Source organism: Luteimonas sp. TWI662 (genome assembly GCF_039673825.1).
Taxonomy (GTDB): domain Bacteria; phylum Pseudomonadota; class Gammaproteobacteria; order Xanthomonadales; family Xanthomonadaceae; genus Luteimonas.
In genome coordinates this window covers 18,546-42,388 of the sequence record NZ_JBDJMI010000012.1, presented here as the reverse complement: position 1 = coordinate 42,388, position 23,843 = coordinate 18,546, and the positions used below count along the sequence as shown (strand labels likewise).

Here is a 23,843-nt window from a genome sequence, read left to right as displayed (position 1 = left end):
GCAGCGCGACGGACGGAGGCACGCGCTCCGGCCGTCAGCAGATGGCCCGCTACAATGGCCGGCCCAGCCAGACGGACGGCGCCACGCCGGCACCAGCATGCAGCAACAGATCCTCGATGCCCTGCGCCGCGGCGCCCACGATGACGCCGCCGCGCTCGCGCGCCAGGCCCTGGCCGATGCGCCCCGCGATGTCGGCCTGTTGCGCGCCGCCGCGCTTACGTTGCGCACGGCTGGCGACCGCGATGGCGCGCTGGCGGCGATCGACGCCGCGCTCGCCGATGCGCCCGACGAGGCCGAGCTGCACTTCCAGCGTGCGGGCATGCTGCTCGACGCACGCGACATCGAGGCCGCGCAGGCGGCGTTGTCGCAGACGGTGTCGCTCGATCCCAACCAGTTCGGCGCCTATGTGATGCGCGCGCAGCTGGCGATCGGCCGCGGCGATCTCGACGAAGCCGAGCAGCAGCAGAAGCTGGCCGAGCGCGTGGCGCCCGAGCATCCCTGGACGACGATGCTCGCCGGCGCGATCGCCTCGCGCCGCGGCGACCACGACCGCGCCCTGGGCCTGCTGTCGCATGCGTCCGGCCAGGCGCCGGACGACCTGCAGGTGCTGCACGCGCTGGCCTTCGGCTATCTCGCGGCCGGGCACCTGGCGTTCGCCGAGCAGGCGTTCCGCCGCGTGATCGAGAAGACCGGCCAGGCGCCGCTGCGCGGGCTGCTGGCGCAGATCGTGCTGCAGCAGGGCCGTCCGGCCGACGCCGCCGACGTGATCGCCGAACTGCTGGCCGATCCGGCGCAGGTCACCCCGGCGTGGCAGACGCTGGGCGGCGAGCTCGAACTGGAGGCCGGGCGCCCCGAGCGCGCCGCGCCGCTGCTCCACGCCGCGTTCGCCGCGCATCCCGAGTCGCGCCGTGCAACCAATGCGCTGGTCCAGCTGTGGAGCAGGACCGACGCTGCGGACGATGCCCGCAGCACGCTCGATGCCGCGCTCGCCGCCGCGCCCGAGCACGATCACCTGTGGCTTGCGCGGCTGGCGTTCGAGCCGTTCGCCGGTGAGGCCGCGCGCAGCATCGTCGAGCGCTGGAACGCGCGACGTCCCGATCATCTGCCGGCGTTGCAGGCGCGCCTGTCGCTGGAGACCGGCGCCGGCGACATGGAGGCGGCCGAAGCGGTCGCGCGTGCGGTCACCGCACTGCAGCCCGGCCATGGCGCAGCCAATGAGTTCCTGTTCAACCAACTGCTCGCACGCGACCCGGATGCGGCGGTGACCTTTGCCGAAGGCCTGCAGGCGACCGCGCACGACGGCGCCCGCCTGATGCTGCGCCGCTGGGTCGGCCTGGCCCAGGACGCGGCCGGCCGCTACGCCGATGCGGTCGCGACCTGGACCGCGGTCAGCGTCGAGGCCAGCGCCGCGGCGAGCGCACCGCCCGAGCCGACGGCTGCGCCGGCGCAGTGGCCGGCGGTCGCCGAGACTTTGGCGGCGCAGCCTGCGGCGGTGTTCCTCTATGGCCCGCCCGGCGCCCAGGTCGACCGCGTCGCCGGCCTTCTGCGGCACGCGGTGCGCCAGTTCCGCGCCGACCGGTTCGCCGGTCCGGTCGCCGACGCCTTCCAGGACACGGGCGTGCCGGCCCGGCTCGCTGCGGGCGAATTCACCGCACGACAGATCGTCGACAGCTGGCGCACCCAGTTGCCGGCACGCGACGCCGGCGAGGGCGCGATCGTCGACTGGCTGCCGTGGTGGGACAACGCCTGGCTGCTGGCGCTGCGGCCCGAGCTGCCGCAGGCGCGCTTGCTGCTGGCGCTGCGCGATCCGCGCGACATGCTGCTCGAATGGCTGGCGTTCGGTACCGCGCTGACCATGCGGGTGGACGACGCCCAGGGCGCGGCCGACTGGTTGGCCCGCCACCTGGCGCAGTTCGCCGACCTCATCGAGCAGCAACTGATGCCGGTCACGGTCGTGCGCACCGATGCGCCGACTGCCGATCCGATGGCGGTCGCGGCCGCGCTGGGCGAGGCCCTGGCGCTCGACGGCTTCCCGGTGCCGCCGCCGCAGGCGCTGGGTGCCGATCGCCTGCCCGCCGGACGCTGGCGCGCGTACACCGACGCGCTGGCCGGCCCGATCGCCGCATTGACCCCGGTCGCGGTGCGCTTGGGCTATCCACAGGCCTGACCGCTGCCCCGACTTCCGCCACGCAGGAGACGACACCATGCGCATCCACAGCGACAGTTTCGCGCCCGGCCAGCCGATCCCGGCGGCGTTCGCGGCAGGCACGCCCGACGGCTTGGGCGGCAACCGCAACCCGCACTTGGCCTGGGACGAGGTCCCGGCGGGCACGCGTTCGTTCGCGCTGCTGTGCCTGGACCCCGATGCCCCGACCGACCCGTCGCTGGCCGGTCGCGACGATATCGAGATTCCGGTCGAACATCCGCGCGGCACGTTCGTGCACTGGGCGGTGGTCGACCTGCCGGCCGAGCTGCGCGCGATCGAGGCAGGCAGCGCCAGCGACGGCGTGACGCCGGGCGGCAAGCGCCGACCGCCTGGGCCGGCGGGCGCGCGCCAGGGCCTGAACGACTACACCGGCTCGTTTGCTGGCGATGCCGACATGGCCGGCGACTGGTTCGGCTACGACGGCCCGTACCCGCCGCCCAACGACCTGCGCACGCATCGCTACTTCTTCCGCCTGTTCGCCCTCGATGTCGAACGTCTCGACGTGACCGAGCGCTTCACCGCAGGCGACGTGCAGCGTGCGATCCAGGGCCATGTGCTGGCCGAGGCGACCGTGTGGGGCAGCTATGCGCTGCATCCGCGCGCCACGCCGGCCTGAGGCCCGCGCGGGCACCCCGGCCTCAGGCGGGGATCGGCGTATCGGGGCGCGCGTCGTTGCGCACGCCCCGATACCGTCGCGCTCAGCGTGCGACGGTCTCCGACTCGACCACCATGTCGAGCACATACGCCTGCGCCGGCGCATCGGCCGGCGGGTTGGCCACATCGAAGCGTTGCACGCGCACGACGTTGCGCGTGCCGTCTTCGTGGGTGAAGCCCTCGATCTCCTGGTACAGCGGCGCCCACGGCGCGTCGCCGGCCTCGCGCACGCCGTTGGCGTCGTAGCGCACTTCGCGCACCTGCAGGCAGCGGTGGTCGGGGATCAGCGGATGGCTGCAGGCCACGCGCTCGGGCGCGACCTCCAGGAACACCTGCTCGCCCGCGCCGCCGTAGCGCGTGGCGGGCGTGGGCGTGCCCTCGAACGTCAGCACGTCGCCGCCTTCGGTCTGCAGTGTCAACCGCGGGGCTTCGCCCTCGGCGATGGTGATGTGATGGGTGCCGGGCAGGCGCTGGCCGATCTCGCGCTCGAGCGTCTGCAGCCGCGGGTCTTGGCAGGCCATCATCGTCGAGATCACCTGGTCGACGGTCATGCGGTCGTCGTCGAGCGCGACGTTCGCGCTCATGTTGTTGCAGGCGTTGCAGACCTGGACGCCGCCATCGCGGAAATCGAGCTGCAACGGCGCACCGCCCTCGGCCAGCAGGCCGTCGATCCGTGCCCCGGTGCCCGAGCGGGCATCCACCAGGCGCCAGTGATAGGCCCCGAGCGTGGCCGTGTGGTCGGCCGGCGCAGCGTCGGGCAGGTCGGCGGCCGCCGCCTGCGCATCCGGCGTCGCGGCGGCATCGGGCGGGGAGGTGGCCGGCGAGCAGGCGATCAAGGCGAACGGCAGCAGCAGCGACAGCGCACGACGCATCGGGGGTCTCCTTGGCGGACGGACGGATGCGCGCAAGCTTAACCGGCCCGCCTGTACGCACTGCGTGGACGCCGGAGCGGGCAGGGCCCGCGGTTCAAACATCGCGCGGGCCATCGGGTGACCGATATCACCGTCCCCACTTGGGGGTCGGGGCGCATCACACGCCTGGGGAGGCGCGGGCGTCGCCGAGGCCTCAGACCCCCGACGGCATCAATAGCAGCAGGCCCAGCCCGAGCGCGATGCGGTAGAGCGCAAAGCCGGTGAAGCGATGGCGCTTGATGTAGCCGAGCAACCACTTGACCACGATGAAACCCGTCACCATCGCGGCGACGAAGGCGATCGCGACATCGCCCCAGGCCTCTTCGCCCAGGCCCTGGTCGAGCCACAGTTCCATGAACGCGTAGCCACTGGCCGCGAACATCGTCGGAATGCCGACCAGGAACACGAATTCGGTCGCCGCCGACCGGCGGCTCAAACCGGCCAGCATTGCGATGAAGATCGCCGCCGCCGAGCGCGACGTGCCCGGGAACACGCCAGCCACGACCTGCGCCAGACCCACCAGCACCGCGACCGTCCAGGTCACGTCGCTGCGGTCGGGCCTGCGCTCGGCCAGGCGTTCGGCGACGATCATCCACAGCCCGCCGATCACCAGCGCCCAGGCCACCGGTGTGACGGTCTCGGGCAGCTCCCAGCCGGCCATGCGCACGGGCAGGCCGACCAGCGCGGTGACCAGGAACGCCAGCGCCAGCTTCATCGCGTAGTCGCGGTTGGCGCGTTCGCCAAGGCCAGTGGTCAGGCTCCAGATCCGCTGGCGGAACACCAGCGTGATCGCGACGATCGCGCCGGCCTGGATGATGATGTTGAAGAAATCGGAGCGGGCGCCGAGCCAGTGCTGGGCGATCAGCAGGTGACCGGTGCTGGAGACGGGCAGGAACTCGGTGAGCCCCTCGATGATGCCGAGCAACAGGGCGGAAATCGGGTCGGACACAGGGACTCACGGTGCAGCGGTGGGGGCGGGCAAGCATACGCGCCCGGTCCGGGCGGGGCCAAACCCGGGCCGCGCGCCGGATGCGGGAACGGCCCTGCGCGGTTCAGTCCCGCACGCCCGCCGCCGGCTGCTTGAGTTCGCGATAGCGTGCTATCGCCGCCCGCAGATCGCCGCCGAGCGCGGCCTGGTCGGCCAATTGCTGTTCCAGCACCGCAGTCTGGCGCTCCAGATCCGCGCGCTGGGCGCGGATGCCCGCGACCAGTGTCGCGTCGACGGGCGCGTCGCGCAGCTCCAGATCGGCGGCCTGGCGCAGCAGCGACAGCAGGCTCGCGCGCAGGTTGGCGATGCCCAGGTGCGAGGTCTTGATCGCTTCTTCGACCAGCACGATGCGCTCGCCGTAGGCGCGCCGCAGGTCGGCTTCGGTCGCGTAGGCCTCGACCATCGCCAGCTCCCGCCGCTGCAGCACGCCGCGCGCTTCGGCCTCGCGCTGCGCCTGCGCCTGCGCGGCCTCGGCCGCGCTGCGTTCCTCGTCGGTGAGCGCGCGGCCGATCTCAGCGGTGCGCACGCCGCTGCGGGCGTCGATCTCGGTGCGCGCCGCGTTCACCGCCGAGGCGGGCAGGGCATCGCCGCAGACCCGCCGGCCGCCTTCGTCCCAGCAGTACACCTTGCGGTCGGGCGCCGCGGTCTGCGCCGCTGCGGTGGTAGCGGCGAGCAGCAGCGTGGCTGCCAAAAGTCCCTGCAACGTCATCGTGTGCCTCCCCCGGCGGCGCTGGCGGGCCCTCAGCGCGCCGGGCCGCTTCCGTACTGCGACCGGTAGGCCAGCAGGCGCTCGCGCTCGGCGTCCAGTGTCGCGTTTTCGCCCGCGAACGCAAGCAGATCCGACAGCCCGGCGATCGACACCACCGGCACGCCCTGCGCATCGGCCACGCGCTGGGCGGCCGATCGCGGATCGTCGTCGGTCAGGCGCTCCTGGCGGTCGAGCGCGATCGCGATGCCTGCCACCTGCCCGCCGGCCGCGTCGATCAGTCCCAGCGCCTCGCCGATCGCGGTGCCCGCGGTGATCACGTCGTCGACGATCAGCACCCGGCGGCCATCGAGCGGTGCGCCGATCAAGGTGCCGCCCTCGCCGTGGGTCTTGGCCTCCTTGCGGTTGAACGCGATCGGCAGGTCGCGCCCGCGGCGCGCGTACTCCACGCCCAGCGCGCTCGCCAGCGGAATGCCCTTGTAGGCCGGTCCGAACAGCAGGTCGAAGTCGAGCCCGGCCGCCTCGAGCGCATCGGCGTAGCAGCGCGCCAGCGTCGCCAAGGCTGCGCCCGAGTCGAAGCGCCCGGCATTGAAGAAGTACGGGCTGACGCGGCCGGACTTGAGCGTGAACTCGCCAAAGCGCAGCGCCTGCACGTCGAAGGCGAGCTGCAGGAAACGGGTGCGGTGGTCGGACATCGGCGGCCTGGTGGGGAGGGCGGAAAGCCGAAATGGTAAGGCAACACGCGGGCCCGGCCGCATCGGGGCGCCGTTGCGTGCGATCAATGCCGGCCACGGCCCTGGACGCGCATCCTCGCAGGCGTCATGGAGATGGAGCAGGGCGATGCGGACAGGATGGGTGGTGGGCGTGGCGGCTGCGGTCGCCCTCGCACTGGGCGCGGGCAGTGTCGCACTGGCGCAGCGCGACGACGACGACGGCTTGCGCGCTACCGCGGCGGCGCTGTTCGGCACGGTGGGCGCGGTGCCGACCCAGGTGCGCGGTGTCACGATCACCGAGGAACGGCTCGAGCTGGGGCGGATGCTGTTCTTCGAGCCGCGGCTTTCGCGCAGCCACATCATCAGCTGCAACACCTGTCACAACATCGGGACCGGCGGTGCCGACAACGTGCCCGTCTCGATCGGTCACGGCTGGCAGCGCGGGCCGCGCAACTCGCCGACGGTCTTCAATGCGGTGTTCAATGCCGCGCAGTTCTGGGACGGTCGCGCGGCCGACCTCGCCGAGCAGGCGAAGGGCCCGGTGCAGGCGAGCGTGGAGATGAACAACACGCCCGAGCGCGTGGTCGAGACGCTGCTGAGCATGCCGCGCTACGTCGCGCTGTTCACCGCCGCATTTCCCGGCGACGCCGCACCGGTGAGCTTCGACCACATGGCCCTCGCGCTGGAAGCCTTCGAGGCCACGCTGGTGACCCCGCACGCGCGCTTCGATCGCTGGCTCGGCGGCGAGGCCGATGCGCTCGATGCCACCGAGCGCCGCGGCCTGCGGTTGTTCGTCGACAGTGGCTGCGCGGCCTGCCACAACGGCGCGAACTTCGGCGGCCAGGCGTACTTCCCGTTCGGCGTCATCGCCCGCCCCGGCGCGGAGATCCTGCCCGACGGCGACAAGGGCCGCTTCGCGGTCACCCAGACGGCCAGCGATGCGTACGTGTTCCGTGCCGCGCCGCTGCGCAATGTCGAACTGACCGCGCCCTACTTCCACAGCGGACAGGTCTGGGACCTGGAGCAGGCGGTCGCGATCATGGGCACCAGCCAGCTCGGCCGCGAACTCGGAACGGCCGAAGTGGCAGCCATCGCCGCATTCCTGCGCACCCTGACCGGCCAGCAGCCCGACATCGCCTATCCGCTGCTGCCGCCGAGCACGGCGACGACGCCGCGGCCGGAGTAGGTGCGCTCTTGGGAGCCGCGGCGATTGGGCGGTGCGGCGGCGATCGGGCGGACTGCCGGTCGTGCGTCGGTTACCCTTCGCGCCATGAGAATCATCAGTTTCAACGCCAATGGGCTGCGCTCGGCCGCCCGCAAGGGGTTCTTCGACTGGTTCGTCGCGCAGGACGCCGACGTGCTGTGCGTGCAGGAGACCAAGGCCCAGGAGCACCAACTCGCCGGCCCCGAGTTCCTGCCGGCCGGCTACAAGGCCTGGTTCCGCGATGCGACCACCAAGAAGGGCTACAGCGGGGTCGCGATCTATGCCCGGCGCGAGCCCGACGAGGTGTGCACCGCGCTGGGCTGGGCGCCGTTCGACGATGAAGGCCGCTACATCGAGGCGCGCTTCGGCAACCTGAGCGTGGTCTCGTTCTACATCCCGTCCGGCTCGTCGGGCGATCTGCGCCAGGGCTTCAAGTTCGAGGTCATGGACTGGTTGCGGCCGATCCTCGACGAATGGCTCGCCAGCGGCCGCGACTACGTGCTGTGCGGCGACTGGAACATCGTGCGCAGCCGCAACGACATCCGCAACTGGACAAGCAACCAGAAGAACTCAGGCTGCACCCCACCCGAGCGCGCCTGGCTCAACGGCATGATCGCCGATGCCTGCGGCGACGGCCTGTGCGATCCGCCGGCAACCGGCTGGCTCGACGCGCTGCGCGTGCTGCGGCCCGAGGCCGCCGAGTACACGTGGTGGAGCAACCGCGGCGCGGCCCGTGCCAACAACGTGGGGTGGCGCATCGACTACCAGTTCGTCACGCCCTCGCTGCGCGAGCGCATCCAGGCCGCCGCCGTCCATGCCGAACCGCGCTTCTCCGACCACGCGCCACTCGTCGTGGACTACCGCGCGTGAGCGCTGCTGCGCCGGCAAGCGCCGGCAAACCGTCGATCTGGCGGGCCTTCACCCAGCCCGCGGCGTGGACGATGTTCCTGTTCGGCTTCGCATCCGGCCTGCCGTTCCTGCTCGTCGCCGGCACGCTCGCCTATTGGCTGCGCGAGGGCGGCATGGAGCTGCGCGACATCACGATGATCGCCAGCGCCGGCATGGCGTACTCGTTCAAGTTCCTGTGGGCGCCGCTGGTCGACCGCTGGCGGCTGCCGCTGCTCGGGCGCCTGGGCCAGCGCCGCGGCTGGCTGCTGCTGGCGATGGCGGCGGTGATGGCGGGGTTGCTGGGCATGGCCGCCGTCGGCACCGGACCGCTGGCGCTGTTCGTCGCGCTGACGCTGCTGGTCGCGTTCTCCGGCGCCACCCTCGACATCGCAGTCGACGCCTATCGCGTCGAGATCGCACCGGCCAACGCGCAGGGCGCGCTCGTGGCGACCTATTCGCTGGGCTACCGCATCGCACTGATCGTCACCGGCGCGCTGGCGCTGGTGTTGGCCGACCACGTCGCCTGGCCGATGGTCTACCGGGCGATGGCCGCCTGCATGCTGCTGCCGATCGTTGCCTGCCTGCTGGCGCGCGAGCCCGACGTGGTGCGCGTGCGCGCGCAGAACTGGGCGCAGGGGCTGCGCGAAGGCGTGGTCGAGCCATTTGCGGATTTCTTCCGCCGCTTCGGCGGGAAGGTCGCGCTGGCGATCCTGTTGTTCATCCTGGCGATGAAGATCTCCGACCAGGCGCTGATCGGGGGCATCATCGGCCCGTTCTATCTCGATCAGGGCTTCAGCAAGACCGAGATTGCCGCGGTCACCAAGGTGTATGGCATCTGGATCGGCATCGCCGGTGCGTTTCTGGGTGGCGTGGCGGTTGCGCGCTGGGGGGTGCAGTGGCCGCTGTTCGTGGCCATCGTGCTGGGCGCGGCGAGCAACCTGCTGTATCTGGCACTGATCGGCGCCGACGGCGACCTGACCCGGCTCACGATCGTGATCTCCGGCGAGAACCTGGCGCAGGGCTTCCTCGGCACGGTGGCGGTGGCGTACATGTCGGCGCTGGTCAACCAGCGCTACACCGCCACGCAGTACGCGCTGTTCTCGTCGCTGATCATGTTGCCCGGCAAGCTGCTGGGGTTCTTCTCGGGCTGGATCGTCGAAGTCACCGAAGGCTATGCGGTCTACTTCGTGATCACTGCGGTCGTCGCGGCGCCGGCGTTGCTGCTGTTCTTCTGGCTCAAGCCGCGTGTGCGACTCGGCGAGGACGCCGCGGCCGGTACCCAGGGCGACGCCAGCGCATAGGTCTGGCGCCGCCGTATCGCGGTGTCAGCCTTGCGCGTCGGCGAGCGCACGCTCGGTCGCCGGGGGCGTATGCAGGCAGGCGTCGGGGTCGCCATCGAGGCCGGCCGGCATCTGGCAGGTGCGCGGCGCGAAATCGAGCGTGCTCTGCCAGCCGATCCGGCGGTCCGGACGCAAGCCCACCTGCACGTCCACGTCGCGGATCACCACGCGCGCGGTCTGCGGCGCGCCGCCTGCGACTGCCCAGCCGTCGAGTTCGTGGGCGAGCGTCGGGTCGAGCAGGCGATTGTCCTCGAGCAGGCCACGCACCTGGTCCAGGGCCGCGGTGTGCTCGCCGCCGGCGCCGCTGGGCTCGATGTTGACGCTGGCGAGCATGCCGTCCTGCTGGCGGAACGCGACCCGTTCGGCCGGCACCGTCAACAGTCGGCCGTCGGGCAGCCGCAACGTGACCTGGCGCGCCTGCGCGATCGTGTGCTCGCTGGCGAGCGCGCCGTCGCGCTGCGGCCAGGCCAGGTCCACCTGCTCGGCGACGGGCGCCGACAGGTCGATGTGCAACGGCTTGACCAGTGCCGGCGGCGTGTCGATCTTCGCGCAGCCGGCGGCCAGCAGGCTGGCAAGAAGCAGGGCGGTTGCGCCGTGGCGCAGGCGGGGGCGGCTCGTGAAACGCATGGCAGACATCCTGTGGAGGGAGACAGCGGGGACCTGGCCGGGCCCGTCTGTGCGGACTTCGGCCGTCGTTGTGGCAAGGCAGGGCCGACGACAGGCGCGTTGCGCCCGCGATGGCGTTGCCGGTGATCCCCCGCGGCGGATGAGACCAGCGCCGGAGTTAAGGGCGCGTCGATAATGCGTTGGCATCGCCGGACGGCCGCGCGTTCCTTGCCGGGGCTACAGCATCGGCCGCCATTGCAGCGACAGGCACGTCCAGGTTGCAGGATCGTAGATCGCGTCGTAGCTCGGCATGGCCGGCCTGCGGTGAATCGGATGCATCCAGATCGCGAACACCTGCAGGACGACGTGTCCGCCGTCGCAGCGGATGTCCTGGAACCAAAAATCGGCCTGCGGGTGAGCGTCGGGCAGCTGCGGATAGGGGGTCTCGATCCTGCGCAACGGCGTGCCGCATGGTGACAGCACGAGGACGTTGTCGGGTCCGTGGGCACGGTAATCCTGCAACACCACCAGCGACGCCCCATCCGGTGCGCGGATGATCGCCTGTGTCTGCGCCCACAGGCGCGTGTGTGGCGGTGGCCCTGCGCATACCACTCGAACGCGACGACGGCGTAGTCGGACGATGGCGCCTGCGCCATCAGCGGCACGTCGGACAGAGGGCGCTGCGGCGAGCGGCGCCGCCCGTTGTGCAGCACCACCTGCAGGTCCTCGATCATGCCGTGCTCGGACGCGCGTGCCATGTCGGATGGATCATCCCGCACGCTGGCTCAGCAGTTCGCGCAGGGTCTGTTTGCCGGCGGCGTCGAGCGCGCCCTCGCGCTGGCGGGCCAAGAGGTCGTCGATGCGCTGCTGCAACACCTGCCGGTCGAGCTGGGCAACGACGTCGCGCAACTCGATCTCCCAGGTCGCCTCGTCGCCCGGCAGCGACTGGCTGGCAAGTTTCTGCAGCGCCGTCGCCTCGTCGCGGCCGTCGAAGTGGGCAAGCAGCGAGCCGGTGCTGATGTCGGGGCGCACGCTGGCGACCGCGATCAACTCGGTCAGCAGGTCGATGCCTGGCTGCTGCAGCGCGACGAACGGATACGGCGGTGGCAGCGTCGCGGCCATCGCGGGCTTCTGCAACAGCAGCGCGATCGCGTGGCGCACCAGACTGCGCCGTGGCGCCGGCACCGCGCGTCCACCGCGCGGCATGCGCGCGGGCAGCGCGGGCGCCGACGCCGCAGGCCGGCCCAGTCCGGTGAGCTCGGTCAATCGCTGACGCATCAGATCGGCGAAGGCGCCGTCGGGAATCTGCGCCAGCATCGGTTTGGCGCGCTCGGCCAGTCGGGCCTTGCCGTCGAGCGTCGACAGCGCGATGCCATCGCCGATGGTGTCGAAGAAGAACGTCGACAACGGTGTGGCCTGCGCCAGTCGCGCCTCGAAGCCCTGCACGCCCTCCTGGCGCACGATGGTGTCCGGGTCCTCGCCGTCGGGCAGGAACAGGAAGAACGCCTGGCGGCCGTCGCGCATGCGCGGCAGCACCGATTCCATCGCGCGCGTCGCTGCGCGCCGACCGGCGGCGTCGCCGTCGAAGCAGAAGTACACATCGGCCGCATTGCGGAACAGCAGCTCGGCGTGGTCGGGCGTGGTCGCCGTGCCCAAGGTGGCGACCGCCTGCGGCAGGCCGTGCTGGAACAGCGCGACCACGTCCATGTAGCCCTCCACGACCACCAGCCGCTCGATCTTCTGGTTGGCCTGGCGCACCTGCCACAGGCCGTAGAGCTCGCGGCCCTTGTGGAACAGCGGCGTCTCGGGCGAGTTGAGGTATTTGGGCGAATCCTCGGCCGCCAGCACCCGGCCGCCGAACGCGATCGGCCGGCCGCGGCGATCATGGATCGGAAAGATCACCCGGTCGCGGAATTTGTCGTAGCTGTGCCCGCGTTCGTTCTTCGACAGCAGGCCGACCTTCTCCAGCACCGAGATGCGGCGCGTGTCGTCCTTGCCCAGCGCATCCTTGAGCGCCGAAAAACCGTCTGGCGCGTAGCCGATCGCGAACTGCTCGCGTATCGCCTCGTCGACGCCGCGACGGTCGAGGTAGGCGCGCACCTTGTCGCTGCCGGCCAACTGCCGCCGGAAGAACCGGGTCGCGGCCTCGAGCGCCTCGTACATCGGCGCGCTGTCGGGCCGCGCCTCGCGTTGTGTCGTCTCGCGCGGGATCTCCATGCCGGCGCGCTTGGCCAGTTCGTCCACCGCATCGAGGAACTCGAGACGGTCGTAGTTCATCAGGAACGAGATCGCAGTGCCATGCGCCCCGCAGCCGAAGCAGTGGTAGAACTGCTTAGTCGGCGAGACGGTGAAGCTGGCCGAGCGTTCGTCGTGGAACGGGCAGCGCGCCGCGTACTCCTTGCCCTGCCGCTTGAGCGGCACGCGCGCATTGATCACCTCGACGATGTCCGTCCGGGCGAGCAGGTCGTCGATGAAGGCGTCGGGGATACGGGCCATGTCAGGAGCGCATCAAGCGTTCGAGCAGCAGCGTCTGCAGGTCGCGGCGGCTGTCCAGGACCGCGACGATATGCACCGTGTCAGTGCCCGGCAGATAGAGGATCCGCCACGGCTTGACGACCAGTTCCCGGTACTGCGAGAGACCGGCGTCGCCGAGCTCAGGCACGATGCGCCCCCGCTCGCTGTGGCGTTCCAGGGTCGCGGCACGCTGCTGCAGCGTGTCCAGCATCGCCAGCGCCGCATGCGGATTTTCGGCGGCGATATAGTCGACGATGGCGGACAGATCCTGTTGGGCGGTCTGCGTCCAGTGGACCGCACGTTCAGCCATGCCCGGCGTCCAGCCGGGCGCGCAGCTCGGCGAAGACCTCGTCTTGCGGCTGGGTGCGACCTGTGCGGATGTCGGCCTCGCCCTGGGCGACCAGCTTCATCATCAACAGGCTCTGCTGCTGGCGCTGGTAGCTCTCGTAGCTCTGCACCACGGCGGCGCCGCGCCCGTTCTGCGTCAGGATCACGGCCTGCCGGTCTTCTTGCAGCTGTTTGAGCCACTGGCTGGCCTCGGACTTGAAGTCGCTCAGGCTGATGACGGATTCGGTCATGGCGATCGCCCTGCAAGGACTGAATTTGGTCCAATTATAGTCCGATCGCGTCTCGCTGCGCGTGCGGCTGTCAGCCCGCGCTTGCGTTCGTTCCGGCGGCCTGCCGCTCGGCGCGTTTGCGCAGCGCGCGGTCGACCGATGCCCGGCGCAGGCGCTCGTCGACGACCGCGGTGATCAGCGCGCCGACGAAGAAGATCGTCGCCGCGTAGTACATCCAGATCAGCAGGATCACCAGGGTGCCGAACGAGCCATAGGCGCTGCCCGGCGCGGCGTGGGTGATGTACAGCCCGATGGCCCAGCGCCCGAACACGAACAGCACCGAGGTGATGAGGCCACCGAACAGCGCCTGGCGCCAGCGCACGCGTCGATCGGGCAGGTAGTGGTAGAGCAATGCGAACGCCAGCGAGTAGAGCACCAGCATCAGCGTGTTGCCGATCAAGGGCAGCACCGTCGGCACGTTGGCGAAGATCACCTCGACCGCGGTGGTCAGCAGGGTCGAGGCCAGCACCAGGAAGCCGAGCGCGAACACCACGCCCGCTGAGAACACGCGCTTGCGCAGGAACGCCTTCAACCCGCCGGGAATGTGGCCGCTGTCGGTCTTGAAGATCAGGTTCAGCGTGCCCTGCAACTGCGCGAACACCACCGTCGCGCCGACGAACAGCAGCAGCGTGCTCCACAGGCCCGCGAGCGAGCCGACATCGGGCTGTTCGTTGGCGTTCTGGATGACCGTGCCGGCCACCGTCCGCGCGCCTTCGCCGGCGAGCTCGCCGATCTGCTCGAGCAGGGCATCCTGTGCCGGGGGATACAGCGAGGCGGTGATCCACAGCACCAGCACCAGCAGCGGCGCCAGCGAGATCAGCGTGTAGAACGACAGCGACGCGGCCTGGGTCAGCAGGTCCGCGTCGACGAAGCGCTTGACCAGCGTCGCCGGCACGCTGTCCTCGACGCGTTCGACCGTCCTGTCCAAGCGCCGGCGCGCGCGCGACCAGCGCGTATGCGGCACAGGGGGAACATCGGCGGTTTCGGGCGAGGACGGTGGGGGGCTGGGTACGTTCATGCGGTCGGTCGTGATCGGGGCCGGGCGTGCGGTCTGCGCGGAGCTGTCCGTTTCCGGCGTGGCCGTCACTCTAAGCGCGCGGCGGTATGGGCGCGTGATGAACACGCCGCATGCGCGCCGCCGCTCAGCCGATCACGCGTTCGAACGGCGGCAGCGCATCGAGGATGCGCTTGCCGTAGCGACGGGTCAGCAATCGCGAATCGAGGATCACCACGCGGCCGGTGTCGCTGGACGTGCGGATCAGCCGGCCGGCGAACTGGGTCAACGTGCGCAGAGCGTGCGGCACTGCGATCAGGTTGAACGGATTCAGGCCACGGGCCTCGAGCCATTCGCCGAGCGTCGCGGTCTGCGGGTCGGTCGGCACTGCGAACGGGACCTGGGTGATGACGACCGTCGTGCAGGCCTCGCCGGGCAGGTCGAGGCCCTCGCCGAACGAGTTGAGTCCGAACAGCACCGAGCCCTTGCCGGCGGCGACGCGCTCCAGGTGCGCGGCGACGACCTGCGATTTGTTGCCCGCGCTCTGGAGCTGGATCGCACCGCGTCGCGAGGCCGGCATCAGTTCGGCGACCTTCTCCATCTTCCAGCGCGAGGTGAACAGCACCATGCTGCCTTTCTTCCAGTCCAGTTCGCGTGCCAACCAGTCGGCGACCGCCTTCGGATGCCCTTCGCGGTCGTCGGGCGGCACCGGGAACGGCGGCACCACCAATTGCGCCTGCCGCGGCAGGTCGAACGGGGAGGGCAGCGACGCGGTCTCGGCGTGCTCGGGCAGGCCGGTGTCGATCGCGAACGACTGGAAATCGCCGCCGCCGGTCAGCGTGGCCGAGGTCATGACCACCGAATCGACCTCCTTCCACAACAGCTTGCGCAGCACATGCGCGGCCGAGACCGGCGAGCAGTGCAGCGCGAGGTCGCCTTCGCGCGTCGCGGTGACCCAGCGCGCCATCGGCGGTGCGCCGTCGCGGTCTTCGCGGCGCCAGCCGGCCCACAGATCGTGCTGCTGCTCGACCATCTCCAGTGCCATGCCCAGGCTGCGTTGCAGCTTCTCGCGCGCCGGGTCGTCCTGCTTGGCGCGCGCGACCGCCTGCTGCGCGGCGTGCACCCAGTTGAGCAGTGCGCGGGTGTCCTCGGCCAGCGTCTCGATCGCCGGTGCCCAGTCGGCCGGCAGCCGCCCCAGCGGCGCGCGCCACATCGGTTCACGCTCGCCCGGCTCGGGTTGCCAGACCCGGTCCACGTCCAGTTGGAACGCCTTGAGCGCCTTCGACACCCGCGCCGCCAGGTCGATCGCCTCGTTGGGCAGCAGTGTGCCGATGCGCTCCTTGTCGACCAGGCGGTAACTGCCCGCGATCAGGATCTGCATGCGGCCGGTGCGCTTGGCCATGTCGGCCAGCGGCAGGCGCGCGGCGCCCTGGTCGATCGCGACGTTGGCCACGTGATGGCCCTCGTCGAGCACCAGCAGCATCTCGCCGGGCGGTGCCAGCAGCGGCTGGCCGTTCTCGACATCGCCCATCGCCAGCGACGACAGCAGCAGCGCGTGGTTGGTGACCACGATCTGCGCCTCGCGCACGGTGGTGCGCGCACGCAGCACCGGGCATTGCTGGGCGAAGCTGCAGCGCCGCCCAGCACAGCCCGACGCCGGCGTGGTGATACGCGAGCGCAGCGCCGGCGACACCGGCTCGGGCGCGGCATCGAGATCGCCGTCCCACAGCCGGTCGGCATGCGCTTCGAGCAGGCGGTGCGCGGCATCGACCTCGTGCGGCGCCAGCGGGCGATCAAAGAGCTGGCGCTCGAAGTCGCCGCCCTCGTCCGGCCCGGCGTCGCCCGGCAGCAACGTGCCCTGGCTGTGCTCGGCATGCAATTCGGCGGCGTTGCGGGTGCACAGATAGCGGGTGCGGCCCTTGGCCAGCGCGACCTTCGCCTCCAGCCCGGTGGCGGCGAGGAACGCAGGAATGTCGCGCTCGACCAACTGCGACTGCAACGCGACCGTGCCGGTGCTCACGACGAGCTTCTTCTTCGTCGCCAGCGCGATCGGCACGCCGGCCGTCAGGTAGGCGAGCGACTTGCCGACGCCAGTCGGTGCCTCGGCCACGCCGATGCCGCCCGAAGTCGCGAGCGCGCGCGAGACCAGCCCGATCATCGCGCTCTGCGAGCGACGCGTACTGAAGCCGGGCGTGTTGGCCTGGAGCTTCGCGTACGCGGCACGGATGTCGGCCTTCAATGCCTCGGTGAGGACGCGCGGCGGCGCATCGGCCGCGGGCCGGGCCGGCGGCTGGAGTTCGGGTTCGCCCATGCGCGCATTGTCCCACGGCCGGTCGCACCGATTGAGCGGGCCGCCGCGCGGCCGGATATGAACGAGGGCGTCTGCGGGCTGCTAGAGTGCCGTCGGCAAAGGCGGACAAGGACCGCGATGGCATCGAACCCGGCATTGGACGCCTGCGTGCGCGACGCGCTGGCGCATGGCGCGACCCGTGCGCAGACCGCGGAGGCACTGGCGGCCGCCGGTTGGCCGCAGGCGCAGATCGACGGTGCGCTGCGCGCCTGGTCCACGGTGCCGTTCGTCGTGCCGGTGCCGCGGCCGCAGCCATCGCTGTCGGCGCGCGATGCGTTCTGGTATTTGCTGCTGTTCGCCACGCTCTACGTCTGGGTCTGGCAACTGGGCAGCCTGACATTCGACCTGATCGCTTACGCGTTTCCCGATCCCACCGATCCCGAGTATCGGGTGCAGCGGATGGGCGCGTCGATGCGCAGCGCATCGGCCGCGCTGCTGATCGCCTTTCCTGCGTTCGCCTGGCTCGCGCATCAGCTCTCGCGCGAGTTGGCGCGTGATCCGCTCAAACGGCTGTCACCGGTGCGACGCTGGCTGACTTACATAACGCTGTTCCTGGCGGCGGCGGTGCTGATCGGCGATGCGATCGCGCTGGTCTACAACGTGCTGGGCGGCGAGTTGACCGTGCGCTTCGTGCTGAAGGTCGCGGTCGTCGGCGCGATCGCCGGCGCGGTATTCACGTTCTACTTGCTCGATCTGCGCGGCGACGAGGCGGTGTCGTGAGCGCGACGATGTTGGGCCGGGCGTTGATCGTCGCTGGCGGCGTGGCGAGCGTGGCCGCCGTTGCGACCGCGCTGTTGCTGATCGGCTCGCCGTCCGCGCAGCGGCAGGCACGCATGGATGCCGCGCGTGTGCACGACCTGCGGCGGATCGAGCAGGCCGCCGCGCACCAACTCGAACGCGACGGTGTTCTGCCCGACACTTTGGCGGCGATCGATGCGCCCGACCTGCGCCGCGCGGACCCGGGCACTGGCGCTCCTTACGGCTATCGCGTCCTCGCGCCCGGCCGTCTGCAGCTGTGCGCGCATTTTGCGACCGACAACCGCGATCCGTTGCGCCAGGTCGAACCCGGGCTGCGCGCCGAGTGGCCGCACGGAACTGGCGAGGGCTGCTTCGAGCGGCGGGTCGAGCTGCCGGCAGCGCAGGCCGTGCCTGCCGACTAGCGCTGTTGTGCTGAGCGGCCGGCGACCGCCGGACGCGTGCGACTGCGCTCAGTCGGTCTCGAACAGCGGCTGCCCGTTCGAGGCCGACACGCCGCCGTCCACCGGCAGGTTCACGCCGGTAACGAAACCGGCGTCGTTGCTGGCCAGAAACAGCACCGCACGCGCGATATCGACCGGCTCGCCGAGTCGGCCGAGCGGCATACAGTCCAGGAACGCCCGCACGGTGGGCGGATGCTGTTCATCGTGCCGACGCTGGCGCTGACCGTCCTGATGACTTCCGACGAACGCATGCCTGCAGGGTCCGGACACCTGGCCGACCTGCAGGCGCTGCCTGAGGGGATCGTCGCCGAGCGGGCGGCTTGACGGCGAGCGTTGCATGGCTGCGACGATGCATCGTGGCGGTGCCGCTTCCGTGCATCGGGGGCCGCGCCCATCGTGAGGCGTGATCCCGCTCCCAGGTGCATCCCATGTCCCCGCTGCCCGCACTGTACGTCTCCCACGGCTCGCCGATGACCGCGCTCTCGCCCGGTCGTGTCGGCGTGCGGCTGGCCGAACTGGCGCGCGACCTGCCGCGACCACGCGCGATCGTCGTGGCGTCGGCGCACTGGCTGGCGGTGCGGCCGCGGGTCGGCGGTGCCGCGCAGCCGGAGACCGTCCACGACTTCGGCGGCTTTCCGGAGGCGCTCTATGCCCTGCGCTATCCGGCGCCGGGCGCCCCGGCGCTCGCGAAGGACATCGCCGCGCGCCTGGCGGGGGCCGGGCTCCCTGCCCAGGTCGATCCACAGCGCGGTCTCGATCATGGCGTCTGGGTGCCGCTGCGCTTGCTCCATCCCGAGGCCGACATCCCGGTGGTGCCGCTGTCGATCCAGCCCGCACTCGGGCCGGCGCATGCCCTCGCGCTCGGTCGCGCGCTGGCGCCGTTGCGCGCGCAGGACGTGCTGGTGGTCGGCTCGGGCAGCATCACCCACAACCTGCACGACTGGCGCGGCAGTGACGGCAGCGAGGCGCCGTATGTGCGGCCGTTCACCGACTGGATCGAAGCGCGGCTGCGCGCCGACGATCTGCCGGCGTTGCTTGATTATCGTCGGCAGGCGCCGTTCGCGGCCCAGGCGCATCCGACCGACGAGCATCTGCTGCCGCTGTTCGTGGCGATGGGCGCGGCCGGCGGCGACCGGCTCGGCGCACAGCGCATCGAGGCTGGCATCGACATGGGGTTCCTGGCGATGGACCTCTACCGCTTCGATGGCGCCAGCGGGGCCTGAGGCGCGGCCCACCGCCAGGCGCGCCAGGCAGCGCGGTCGTCGAAGTGCGCCGCGTAGTGCGACTGCACGTGCCGGCTGATCCAGGTCGACAACCCACGGCCGGCGTGCGCTGCCGCGCACAGCGCCGCGAAGTGCCGCGCGCCGATGTCCCGCCGCCTGTACACGTAGACCGGGCCGTGCCCGAACTCGACCGCGATCGCGTCGTCGTCGATCGCGTAGGCGGTGACGCCGCTGTCACCGTGGCGGTTCGCGTACCGTTGCAGGGCCGGCCCTGTCATCGTGCGGCCGCAATGCGCCGGGCGTCGGATGCGCGCCGGCGGTTGTGGCTCAGGCCACCGCCGACTGCAGCGCGGCGGTCGCGGCCTCGACGCTGGCGATGAGTTCCTGCTGGCGGAACGGCTTGCCCAGGATCGTCAGGCCCGCGTCGAACTCGGCCATGCTGGTGTACCCCGAGACGATGACCACCGCCGTTCCCGGCAGGCGGTCGCGCACGGTCCGAGCCAGCTCGGCGCCGGTCATGCCGGGCATCAGGTGGTCGGTGACCAGTACGTCCGGCGCCAGGCCGCTCTCGAGCGCGGCCAGCGCTTCCTCGGCCGAGCCGGCCTCGATCACGCGGTATCCCATGTCGTCGAGCGCATCCGCGGTGCACATGCGCACGGCGTCCTCGTCATCGACCACGAGCGCGGTCCCGCGGTGTTCGTCTGTCGTATCCACGTCATCGTCCTCGTTGCTGTCTGCGTTCGCGGCCGCGCGGCGGGTGCCCACCGGTAGCCAGAGTTCCATGGTCGTGCCCTGCTGGGGGGCGCTGGCGATCGCCAGTTGGCCGCCGAGCTGCGAGGCCAGGCCGTGCGCCATCGACAGGCCCAGGCCGGTCCCGCGGCCGATGCCCTTGGTCGAGAAGAACGGCTCGATCGCGCGTGCGCGCGTCGCCTCGTCCATCCCATGGCCGGTGTCGGCCACCGAGACGACGACATAGTCGCCCGGGGCCAGCCCTTCGGCATGTGTCTCGTGATCGATCTGCGCATTGCGCGCGCCCAGCGTCAACACGCCGCCGTCGGGCATCGCATCGCAGGCATTGACGCTCAGGTTGAGCAGCGCCATCTCGAGCTGGTTGGGGTCGGCGATTGCGGGGGGCAGGTCGTCTGCGATGTCGAGCGTCAGCCTGATGCGCGGGCTGCTGGAGCTGCCGATCAATTCGGCCATGCCCGCGACCAGCGGGCCGACCTCGACGTCGATCGGCTGCAGCGGTTGCCGCCGCGCGAACGCGAGCAGGCGCTGCACCAGCGTCGCGGCGCGTTCGGCCGAGCGCTGGGCGACGGCGACCATGCGCTCGCGGCGCTCCGGACGCGCATCGGGGTCTGCGGCGAGTTCGAGCGCGCTGAAGATCGGCGTGAGCAGGTTGTTGAAGTCGTGCGCGACGCCGCCGGTGAGCTGGCCCATCGCCTCGAGCTTCTGCGACTGGCGCAACGCCTCCTCGACTCGCCGCCGCTCGGTGGTGTCGATCGCTTCGGGGACGACCGAGATGATCCGCCCGTTGGCGTCGCGAATCGGCCGGATCGACAGATCATGGGTCCGCCGTCCCGACGCCAGTTCGACTTCGATCTCGGCGCGCGCGGTGCCGCCGGCGGTCGCCTCGTTGAACAGGTCGCGTACGCGCTCGGGCACGCCCGGCGTGTTGCAGAACCAGGGCGTTTCCCACAGCGGCCGGCCGACAATGTCGTCGAAGTGCGCGCCGATCGCGTCGAGCACGGTGCGGTTGGCGTCGGTCAGCGTGCCGTCGGGCGTGCACATCGCTTGCAGCTGGTAGCTCGTCTCGAACAGGGTACGCAGCTGCGCCTGCGAGCGTGTCAGCGCGTCGGCGGCGGCCTTGATGTCGGTGACGTCACGGGCGCTGCAATAGGCGCGCCCGCCCTCGGGCGTGGCCACCCATGACAACGTACGCAGGCCGCCGCCGCGCGTCCGCCACCGGTTCTCGAAGCGCAGGACCGGCTTGCCGGCGCGCAGGGTGTCGAGCACGCTGCGGGTGACGTCGTGGTCGTCCGTGTCGACGAACGCCCACCACGGCCGGCCGGCCAACTCCTCGGCGCGCCAACCCAGCACCTGTTCCCACGCTGGATTGGTCGTTTCCATGCAGCCGTCGGCATCGATGACCGCCAGCAGGTCGGGCGTGACCTGCCAGGTCAGCGAGCGCTCGCGTGCGCGGGCGACGACCTGGCGTTCCAGGTCGCTGTTGAGTGTGCGCAGCTCGGCCTCGCGTTCGCGCAGGGCGTCGTCGGCGAGCGCGCGCGCGGTCACGTCCACGCCCTGCACGAAGATCCCGATCACGCCGCGCTCGTCGGTGATCGGCTGATAGACGAAATCGAGATAGCGCTCGACCGATGGTCCGCCCACGGTGGCTTGCACGACGAAGCGGGCGCCGCTGGCCGAGAACGTGCGGCCGGTCGTGTAGACATCGTCGAGCAGCGCCTTGAATCCCTGCTCGACGGCGTCGGGCAGCGCCTCGGCGACGGTGCGGCCGATCAGTTCACGGTCGCCGACCAGTCGCCGGTAGCCGGGGTTGGCCAGCTCGAAGCGATGTTCGGGACCGCGCAGCAGCGCCATGAAGCTCGGTGCCTGGTCGAACAGCCGGCCCAGGCGTTCGGCCTCGGCGGCGAGTTGCCGCTGGGCGAGGACCTTGTGCGTGGTTTCGGTGGTGATGTTGAGAAAGCCCGGGATCCGTCCCTGCTCGTCGCGCACCGGGGTGTAGGAGAACGTCCAATACGTTTCCTCGGGATAACCGTGGCGCAGCATCGTCAGCGGCATGTCCTCGTGCGAGGTGGCCGTGCCGCCCAGCGCTTGCTCGATCAGCGGCAGGATGTCGTCCCAGACGTCCGGCCAGATCCGCGCGATCGGCCGGCCCAACGCATCGGCCTCCTTGGCGCCGAGCATCGGGGCATAGGCGTCGTTGTAGAGGAACGTCAGCTCCGGGCCCCAGGTCAGACACATCGCGAACCGGGAGTCGAGCATCAGCGCCACTGTCGTGCGCAGCGACTGCGGCCAGTGCTCCAGCGGTCCCAGCGGCGTCGTCGACCAGTCGAACGCAGCGATGCGTCCCGCCATCTCGCCATGCGAGGGCAGGAAATCGACGGTGGCAGCACAGGCGGCAGGCGGGTTCAACAGCGGGGCGCGCAACTCGGGACGGGCCGCATCCTGCCACAGGCACCGGTCGTGAGGGGATGACGACCGCGACACGGCGCAGCCCCCGGGCCGGTGTCGTCACCTGCGTCGGCGCGCCGAAGGCGCGTCACCGGCGACCGGTCCCGCCAGCAGGCGGTCCTGCAGCGCGACCGCATTGCCGGTGGCCTGACCGGCGGCGGTGTTGTCGAACACGACCCAATGGCGGCTCGCCGGGCGCTCGCCGATGGCCGCGGCCAGCGCATCGATGGCCGCGGCGTCGTAGGCGCTGCGGTAGATCTGCGGCGCGCCGTGCCAGCGCCAGTAGGCCAGGGTCGAGTCGCCGCCGGGCCGGGCATCGGCGCCATGCCGTGCCGGGTCGGCGGCCACGCGCGCCACGCGGTGGCGTTGCAGCAGCGCCTCGGCCCGCGGCGTCAGCCAACTGGCATGCCGGACCTCGCAGGCCAGCCCGCCTGCCCACCGCCGACGCAGCATCGCCAGGAACGTCGTGGCGCTGCGCGCATCGAACGCCAGGCTGGGGGGCAGTTGCACCAGCAGGCAGCCGAGCCGCTCGCCCAACCCGGTCGCCGCTTCGAGGAAAGCGTCGAGCAGCGGGCCGCAGCTGCGCAGCCGGTGCGTGTGGGTGATCGTGCGCGGCAACTTCGCGCTGAAGCGAAACCCTGCCGGAACGCTCGCCGCCCAGCGTTCGTAGGTCGCCCGTCGGTGCGGTCGATAGAACGAGGAATTGATCTCGACCAGGTCGAAGCGCGTGGCGTAGCGCGCCAGCATGCTGGCGCCGTCGTCGAACAGTGCGGCATCGCGCGAGGCGATCGACCAGCCGGCGCAGCCGATCCGCGGTGCGGCCCGGGGCGGATGGACGCAGACCTGGGCCATGCCGATGTCCTCGCAGGCGCCTGACCGGACGCTACGCGCGGCGACCGCGTCAGCGCTTGGGCTTGGGATAGGGACGCTCTGCCAGCAGGCGCGCCAGGTGCGCGGCGTTGCTGGCAACCGTGCGGATGGTCTCGTCGACCTTGTCGGGAATCGGGTCGAGATCCTTGAAGTCGGTGCTGCCCATCGCCTCGCCGACCCAGTACGGCGGCGCGCCGCCGGGCAGCGTGAAGCCCACGTCGGCCAGGCCCTGATAGAGCTGGGAATGGACGAAGTGGGCGCCATCCTCGTTGCCGACGACGGCGGCGATGGCGACCTTGCCGAACGTCGGATAGACGCCGTCGTCGTCGATCTCGCCGAGCACTGCGTCCAGCCGTTCGAGCACGCGCTGGGCCAGGCTCGAGGGATGCCCCATCCAGATCGGCGTGGCCAGGACCAGGATCTGCGCGTCCATGATGCGGCGGCGCAGTTGCGGCCACTGGTCGCCTGCGCCCTCGTCGGCGGTCACGCCGGGGCGCACATCGAAGTCGGCCACGCGCGCGCTGTCGGTGCGCACGTCGTGCCGCGCGAGCGCGGCCAAGACAGCGTCGAGCATTCTTTGCGTCGAGGAGGGGGCGTCGCCTGACTTGAGCGTGCAGTTGAGGCCGAAGGCGGAAAGCGTCATGGGGCGACTCGCAGAGCGGGCG

General features: G+C 71.0%; 24 protein-coding genes and 1 pseudogene. 9 read left to right on the top strand and 16 right to left on the bottom strand.

The window, feature by feature from the left end; all coding sequences use genetic code 11:
• Positions 1 to 97 precede the first annotated feature (97 nt).
• Positions 98 to 2,167 carry a tetratricopeptide repeat protein gene (locus tag ABE488_RS10105; protein WP_346448193.1) on the top strand — a complete coding sequence of 690 codons (2,070 nt, stop codon included), beginning with the start codon at positions 98 to 100 and terminating at the stop codon, positions 2,165 to 2,167.
• A 37-nt stretch (positions 2,168 to 2,204) separates the two neighbouring features.
• On the top strand, positions 2,205 to 2,822 hold the full coding sequence (locus tag ABE488_RS10100) for a YbhB/YbcL family Raf kinase inhibitor-like protein (RefSeq protein ID WP_346448191.1): 618 nt from the start codon (positions 2,205 to 2,207) through the stop codon (positions 2,820 to 2,822).
• A gap of 82 nt (positions 2,823 to 2,904) precedes the next feature.
• Here the strand turns inward: ABE488_RS10100 and ABE488_RS10095 are convergent, their stop codons facing one another.
• The 4 genes from ABE488_RS10095 to pyrE form a co-directional block, all read right to left on the bottom strand.
• Positions 2,905 to 3,732: an META and DUF4377 domain-containing protein gene (locus ABE488_RS10095; RefSeq protein WP_346448190.1), complete on the bottom strand. Its 828-nt coding sequence runs from the start codon at positions 3,730 to 3,732 to the stop codon at positions 2,905 to 2,907.
• 193 nt (positions 3,733 to 3,925) lie between these two features.
• Positions 3,926 to 4,720 (bottom strand): undecaprenyl-diphosphate phosphatase, encoded by a 795-nt coding sequence (locus tag ABE488_RS10090; RefSeq protein ID WP_346444808.1) that lies wholly within the window; start codon positions 4,718 to 4,720, stop codon positions 3,926 to 3,928.
• A 103-nt stretch (positions 4,721 to 4,823) separates the two neighbouring features.
• Complete coding sequence (locus tag ABE488_RS10085; protein ID WP_346444806.1) at positions 4,824 to 5,468, bottom strand: hypothetical protein; 645 nt, start codon at positions 5,466 to 5,468, stop codon at positions 4,824 to 4,826.
• Between the two features lie 32 nt (positions 5,469 to 5,500).
• The gene (pyrE, locus tag ABE488_RS10080; protein ID WP_346448188.1) at positions 5,501 to 6,160 is read right to left on the bottom strand and encodes an orotate phosphoribosyltransferase; all 660 of its coding nucleotides are present in this window, start codon (positions 6,158 to 6,160) and stop codon (positions 5,501 to 5,503) included.
• 145 nt (positions 6,161 to 6,305) lie between these two features.
• Here pyrE and ABE488_RS10075 point away from each other — a divergent pair, with 145 nt between their 5' ends.
• From ABE488_RS10075 to ABE488_RS10065, 3 genes are all read left to right on the top strand, one after another.
• Positions 6,306 to 7,364 carry a cytochrome-c peroxidase gene (locus ABE488_RS10075; RefSeq protein ID WP_346444802.1) on the top strand — a complete coding sequence of 353 codons (1,059 nt, stop codon included), beginning with the start codon at positions 6,306 to 6,308 and terminating at the stop codon, positions 7,362 to 7,364.
• Positions 7,365 to 7,448: 84 nt separating this feature from the next.
• The gene (locus ABE488_RS10070; protein WP_346444800.1) at positions 7,449 to 8,252 is read left to right on the top strand and encodes an exodeoxyribonuclease III; all 804 of its coding nucleotides are present in this window, start codon (positions 7,449 to 7,451) and stop codon (positions 8,250 to 8,252) included.
• 71 nt (positions 8,253 to 8,323) lie between these two features.
• Positions 8,324 to 9,571, top strand: a complete 1,248-nt coding sequence (locus ABE488_RS10065) for an MFS transporter (RefSeq protein ID WP_346444839.1) — start codon at positions 8,324 to 8,326, stop codon at positions 9,569 to 9,571.
• Positions 9,572 to 9,595: 24 nt separating this feature from the next.
• Here the strand turns inward: ABE488_RS10065 and ABE488_RS10060 are convergent, their stop codons facing one another.
• The 7 genes from ABE488_RS10060 to dinG all read right to left on the bottom strand — a co-directional run bounded on the left by ABE488_RS10060 (position 9,596) and on the right by dinG (position 16,652).
• Positions 9,596 to 10,237 (bottom strand): hypothetical protein, encoded by a 642-nt coding sequence (locus tag ABE488_RS10060; protein ID WP_346444798.1) that lies wholly within the window; start codon positions 10,235 to 10,237, stop codon positions 9,596 to 9,598.
• A 216-nt stretch (positions 10,238 to 10,453) separates the two neighbouring features.
• Positions 10,454 to 10,675: a hypothetical protein gene (locus tag ABE488_RS10055; RefSeq protein WP_346448186.1), complete on the bottom strand. Its 222-nt coding sequence runs from the start codon at positions 10,673 to 10,675 to the stop codon at positions 10,454 to 10,456.
• 309 nt (positions 10,676 to 10,984) lie between these two features.
• The gene (gene dnaG, locus ABE488_RS10050; RefSeq protein WP_346444794.1) at positions 10,985 to 12,712 is read right to left on the bottom strand and encodes a DNA primase; all 1,728 of its coding nucleotides are present in this window, start codon (positions 12,710 to 12,712) and stop codon (positions 10,985 to 10,987) included.
• Position 12,713: 1 nt separating this feature from the next.
• Positions 12,714 to 13,040: a type II toxin-antitoxin system RelE/ParE family toxin gene (locus ABE488_RS10045; RefSeq protein ID WP_346444792.1), complete on the bottom strand. Its 327-nt coding sequence runs from the start codon at positions 13,038 to 13,040 to the stop codon at positions 12,714 to 12,716.
• Complete coding sequence (locus tag ABE488_RS10040) at positions 13,033 to 13,308, bottom strand: type II toxin-antitoxin system Phd/YefM family antitoxin (RefSeq protein WP_346444790.1); 276 nt, start codon at positions 13,306 to 13,308, stop codon at positions 13,033 to 13,035. The genes ABE488_RS10045 and ABE488_RS10040 overlap by 8 nt, the downstream gene beginning before the upstream one ends.
• A 70-nt stretch (positions 13,309 to 13,378) precedes the next feature.
• Positions 13,379 to 14,365, bottom strand: a complete 987-nt coding sequence (locus ABE488_RS10035; RefSeq protein ID WP_346448185.1) for a YihY/virulence factor BrkB family protein — start codon at positions 14,363 to 14,365, stop codon at positions 13,379 to 13,381.
• Between the two features lie 124 nt (positions 14,366 to 14,489).
• Entirely contained in the window at positions 14,490 to 16,652 is a 2,163-nt protein-coding gene (gene dinG, locus ABE488_RS10030; protein ID WP_346448184.1) for an ATP-dependent DNA helicase DinG, read from the bottom strand.
• A 117-nt stretch (positions 16,653 to 16,769) separates the two neighbouring features.
• Between dinG and ABE488_RS10025 the strand changes: the two genes are divergently transcribed.
• Both ABE488_RS10025 and ABE488_RS10020 read left to right on the top strand, forming a co-directional pair.
• The gene (locus ABE488_RS10025; RefSeq protein WP_346448183.1) at positions 16,770 to 17,411 is read left to right on the top strand and encodes a DUF5671 domain-containing protein; all 642 of its coding nucleotides are present in this window, start codon (positions 16,770 to 16,772) and stop codon (positions 17,409 to 17,411) included.
• A complete protein-coding gene (locus ABE488_RS10020) occupies positions 17,408 to 17,851 on the top strand; it encodes a hypothetical protein (protein ID WP_346444782.1) in 444 nt (147 codons plus the stop codon). The genes ABE488_RS10025 and ABE488_RS10020 overlap by 4 nt, the downstream gene beginning before the upstream one ends.
• A 48-nt stretch (positions 17,852 to 17,899) precedes the next feature.
• On the opposite strand, the gene ABE488_RS10015 is transcribed toward ABE488_RS10020, so the two are convergent.
• Entirely contained in the window at positions 17,900 to 18,073 is a 174-nt protein-coding gene (locus ABE488_RS10015) for an SDR family oxidoreductase (RefSeq protein ID WP_346444780.1), read from the bottom strand.
• Between the two features lie 9 nt (positions 18,074 to 18,082).
• Between ABE488_RS10015 and ABE488_RS10010 the strand changes: the two genes are divergently transcribed.
• Positions 18,083 to 18,214 (top strand): hypothetical protein, encoded by a 132-nt coding sequence (locus ABE488_RS10010; RefSeq protein ID WP_346444778.1) that lies wholly within the window; start codon positions 18,083 to 18,085, stop codon positions 18,212 to 18,214.
• Between the two features lie 104 nt (positions 18,215 to 18,318).
• Positions 18,319 to 19,113 carry a class III extradiol ring-cleavage dioxygenase gene (locus tag ABE488_RS10005; RefSeq protein WP_346448181.1) on the top strand — a complete coding sequence of 265 codons (795 nt, stop codon included), beginning with the start codon at positions 18,319 to 18,321 and terminating at the stop codon, positions 19,111 to 19,113.
• Positions 19,114 to 19,163: 50 nt separating this feature from the next.
• Here ABE488_RS10005 and ABE488_RS10000 read toward each other — a convergent pair.
• The 4 genes and pseudogenes from ABE488_RS10000 to ABE488_RS09985 all read right to left on the bottom strand — a co-directional run.
• Positions 19,164 to 19,376: pseudogene (locus ABE488_RS10000) on the bottom strand (hypothetical protein); the annotation flags it as partial.
• A gap of 64 nt (positions 19,377 to 19,440) precedes the next feature.
• Positions 19,441 to 22,269, bottom strand: coding sequence for a PAS domain-containing protein (locus ABE488_RS09995; RefSeq protein WP_346448179.1), 2,829 nt, complete (start codon positions 22,267 to 22,269; stop codon positions 19,441 to 19,443).
• Between the two features lie 99 nt (positions 22,270 to 22,368).
• Positions 22,369 to 23,160, bottom strand: a complete 792-nt coding sequence (locus ABE488_RS09990; RefSeq protein ID WP_346448177.1) for a DUF72 domain-containing protein — start codon at positions 23,158 to 23,160, stop codon at positions 22,369 to 22,371.
• A 49-nt stretch (positions 23,161 to 23,209) separates the two neighbouring features.
• Positions 23,210 to 23,821 carry an NAD(P)H-dependent oxidoreductase gene (locus ABE488_RS09985; protein ID WP_346448176.1) on the bottom strand — a complete coding sequence of 204 codons (612 nt, stop codon included), beginning with the start codon at positions 23,819 to 23,821 and terminating at the stop codon, positions 23,210 to 23,212.
• Positions 23,822 to 23,843 lie beyond the last annotated feature (22 nt).

Excerpts from the sequence above, each read along its gene's own strand:
- ABE488_RS10105 (WP_346448193.1), top strand. The coding sequence starts at position 98 with ATGCAGCAACAGATCCTCGATGCCCTGCGCCGCGGCGCCCACGATGAC.
- ABE488_RS10100 (WP_346448191.1), top strand. The coding sequence starts at position 2,205 with ATGCGCATCCACAGCGACAGTTTCGCGCCCGGCCAGCCGATCCCGGCG.
- ABE488_RS10095 (WP_346448190.1), bottom strand. The coding sequence starts at position 3,732 with ATGCGTCGTGCGCTGTCGCTGCTGCTGCCGTTCGCCTTGATCGCCTGC.
- ABE488_RS10085 (WP_346444806.1), bottom strand. The coding sequence starts at position 5,468 with ATGACGTTGCAGGGACTTTTGGCAGCCACGCTGCTGCTCGCCGCTACC.
- pyrE (WP_346448188.1), bottom strand. The coding sequence starts at position 6,160 with ATGTCCGACCACCGCACCCGTTTCCTGCAGCTCGCCTTCGACGTGCAG.
- ABE488_RS10075 (WP_346444802.1), top strand. The coding sequence starts at position 6,306 with ATGCGGACAGGATGGGTGGTGGGCGTGGCGGCTGCGGTCGCCCTCGCA.
- ABE488_RS10070 (WP_346444800.1), top strand. The coding sequence starts at position 7,449 with ATGAGAATCATCAGTTTCAACGCCAATGGGCTGCGCTCGGCCGCCCGC.
- ABE488_RS10065 (WP_346444839.1), top strand. The coding sequence starts at position 8,324 with ATGTTCCTGTTCGGCTTCGCATCCGGCCTGCCGTTCCTGCTCGTCGCC.
- ABE488_RS10060 (WP_346444798.1), bottom strand. The coding sequence starts at position 10,237 with ATGCGTTTCACGAGCCGCCCCCGCCTGCGCCACGGCGCAACCGCCCTG.
- dnaG (WP_346444794.1), bottom strand. The coding sequence starts at position 12,712 with ATGGCCCGTATCCCCGACGCCTTCATCGACGACCTGCTCGCCCGGACG.
- ABE488_RS10045 (WP_346444792.1), bottom strand. The coding sequence starts at position 13,040 with ATGGCTGAACGTGCGGTCCACTGGACGCAGACCGCCCAACAGGATCTG.
- ABE488_RS10040 (WP_346444790.1), bottom strand. The coding sequence starts at position 13,308 with ATGACCGAATCCGTCATCAGCCTGAGCGACTTCAAGTCCGAGGCCAGC.
- ABE488_RS10035 (WP_346448185.1), bottom strand. The coding sequence starts at position 14,365 with ATGAACGTACCCAGCCCCCCACCGTCCTCGCCCGAAACCGCCGATGTT.
- dinG (WP_346448184.1), bottom strand. The coding sequence starts at position 16,652 with ATGGGCGAACCCGAACTCCAGCCGCCGGCCCGGCCCGCGGCCGATGCG.
- ABE488_RS10025 (WP_346448183.1), top strand. The coding sequence starts at position 16,770 with ATGGCATCGAACCCGGCATTGGACGCCTGCGTGCGCGACGCGCTGGCG.
- ABE488_RS10010 (WP_346444778.1), top strand. The coding sequence starts at position 18,083 with ATGCTGTTCATCGTGCCGACGCTGGCGCTGACCGTCCTGATGACTTCC.
- ABE488_RS10005 (WP_346448181.1), top strand. The coding sequence starts at position 18,319 with ATGTCCCCGCTGCCCGCACTGTACGTCTCCCACGGCTCGCCGATGACC.
- ABE488_RS09990 (WP_346448177.1), bottom strand. The coding sequence starts at position 23,160 with ATGGCCCAGGTCTGCGTCCATCCGCCCCGGGCCGCACCGCGGATCGGC.
- ABE488_RS09985 (WP_346448176.1), bottom strand. The coding sequence starts at position 23,821 with ATGACGCTTTCCGCCTTCGGCCTCAACTGCACGCTCAAGTCAGGCGAC.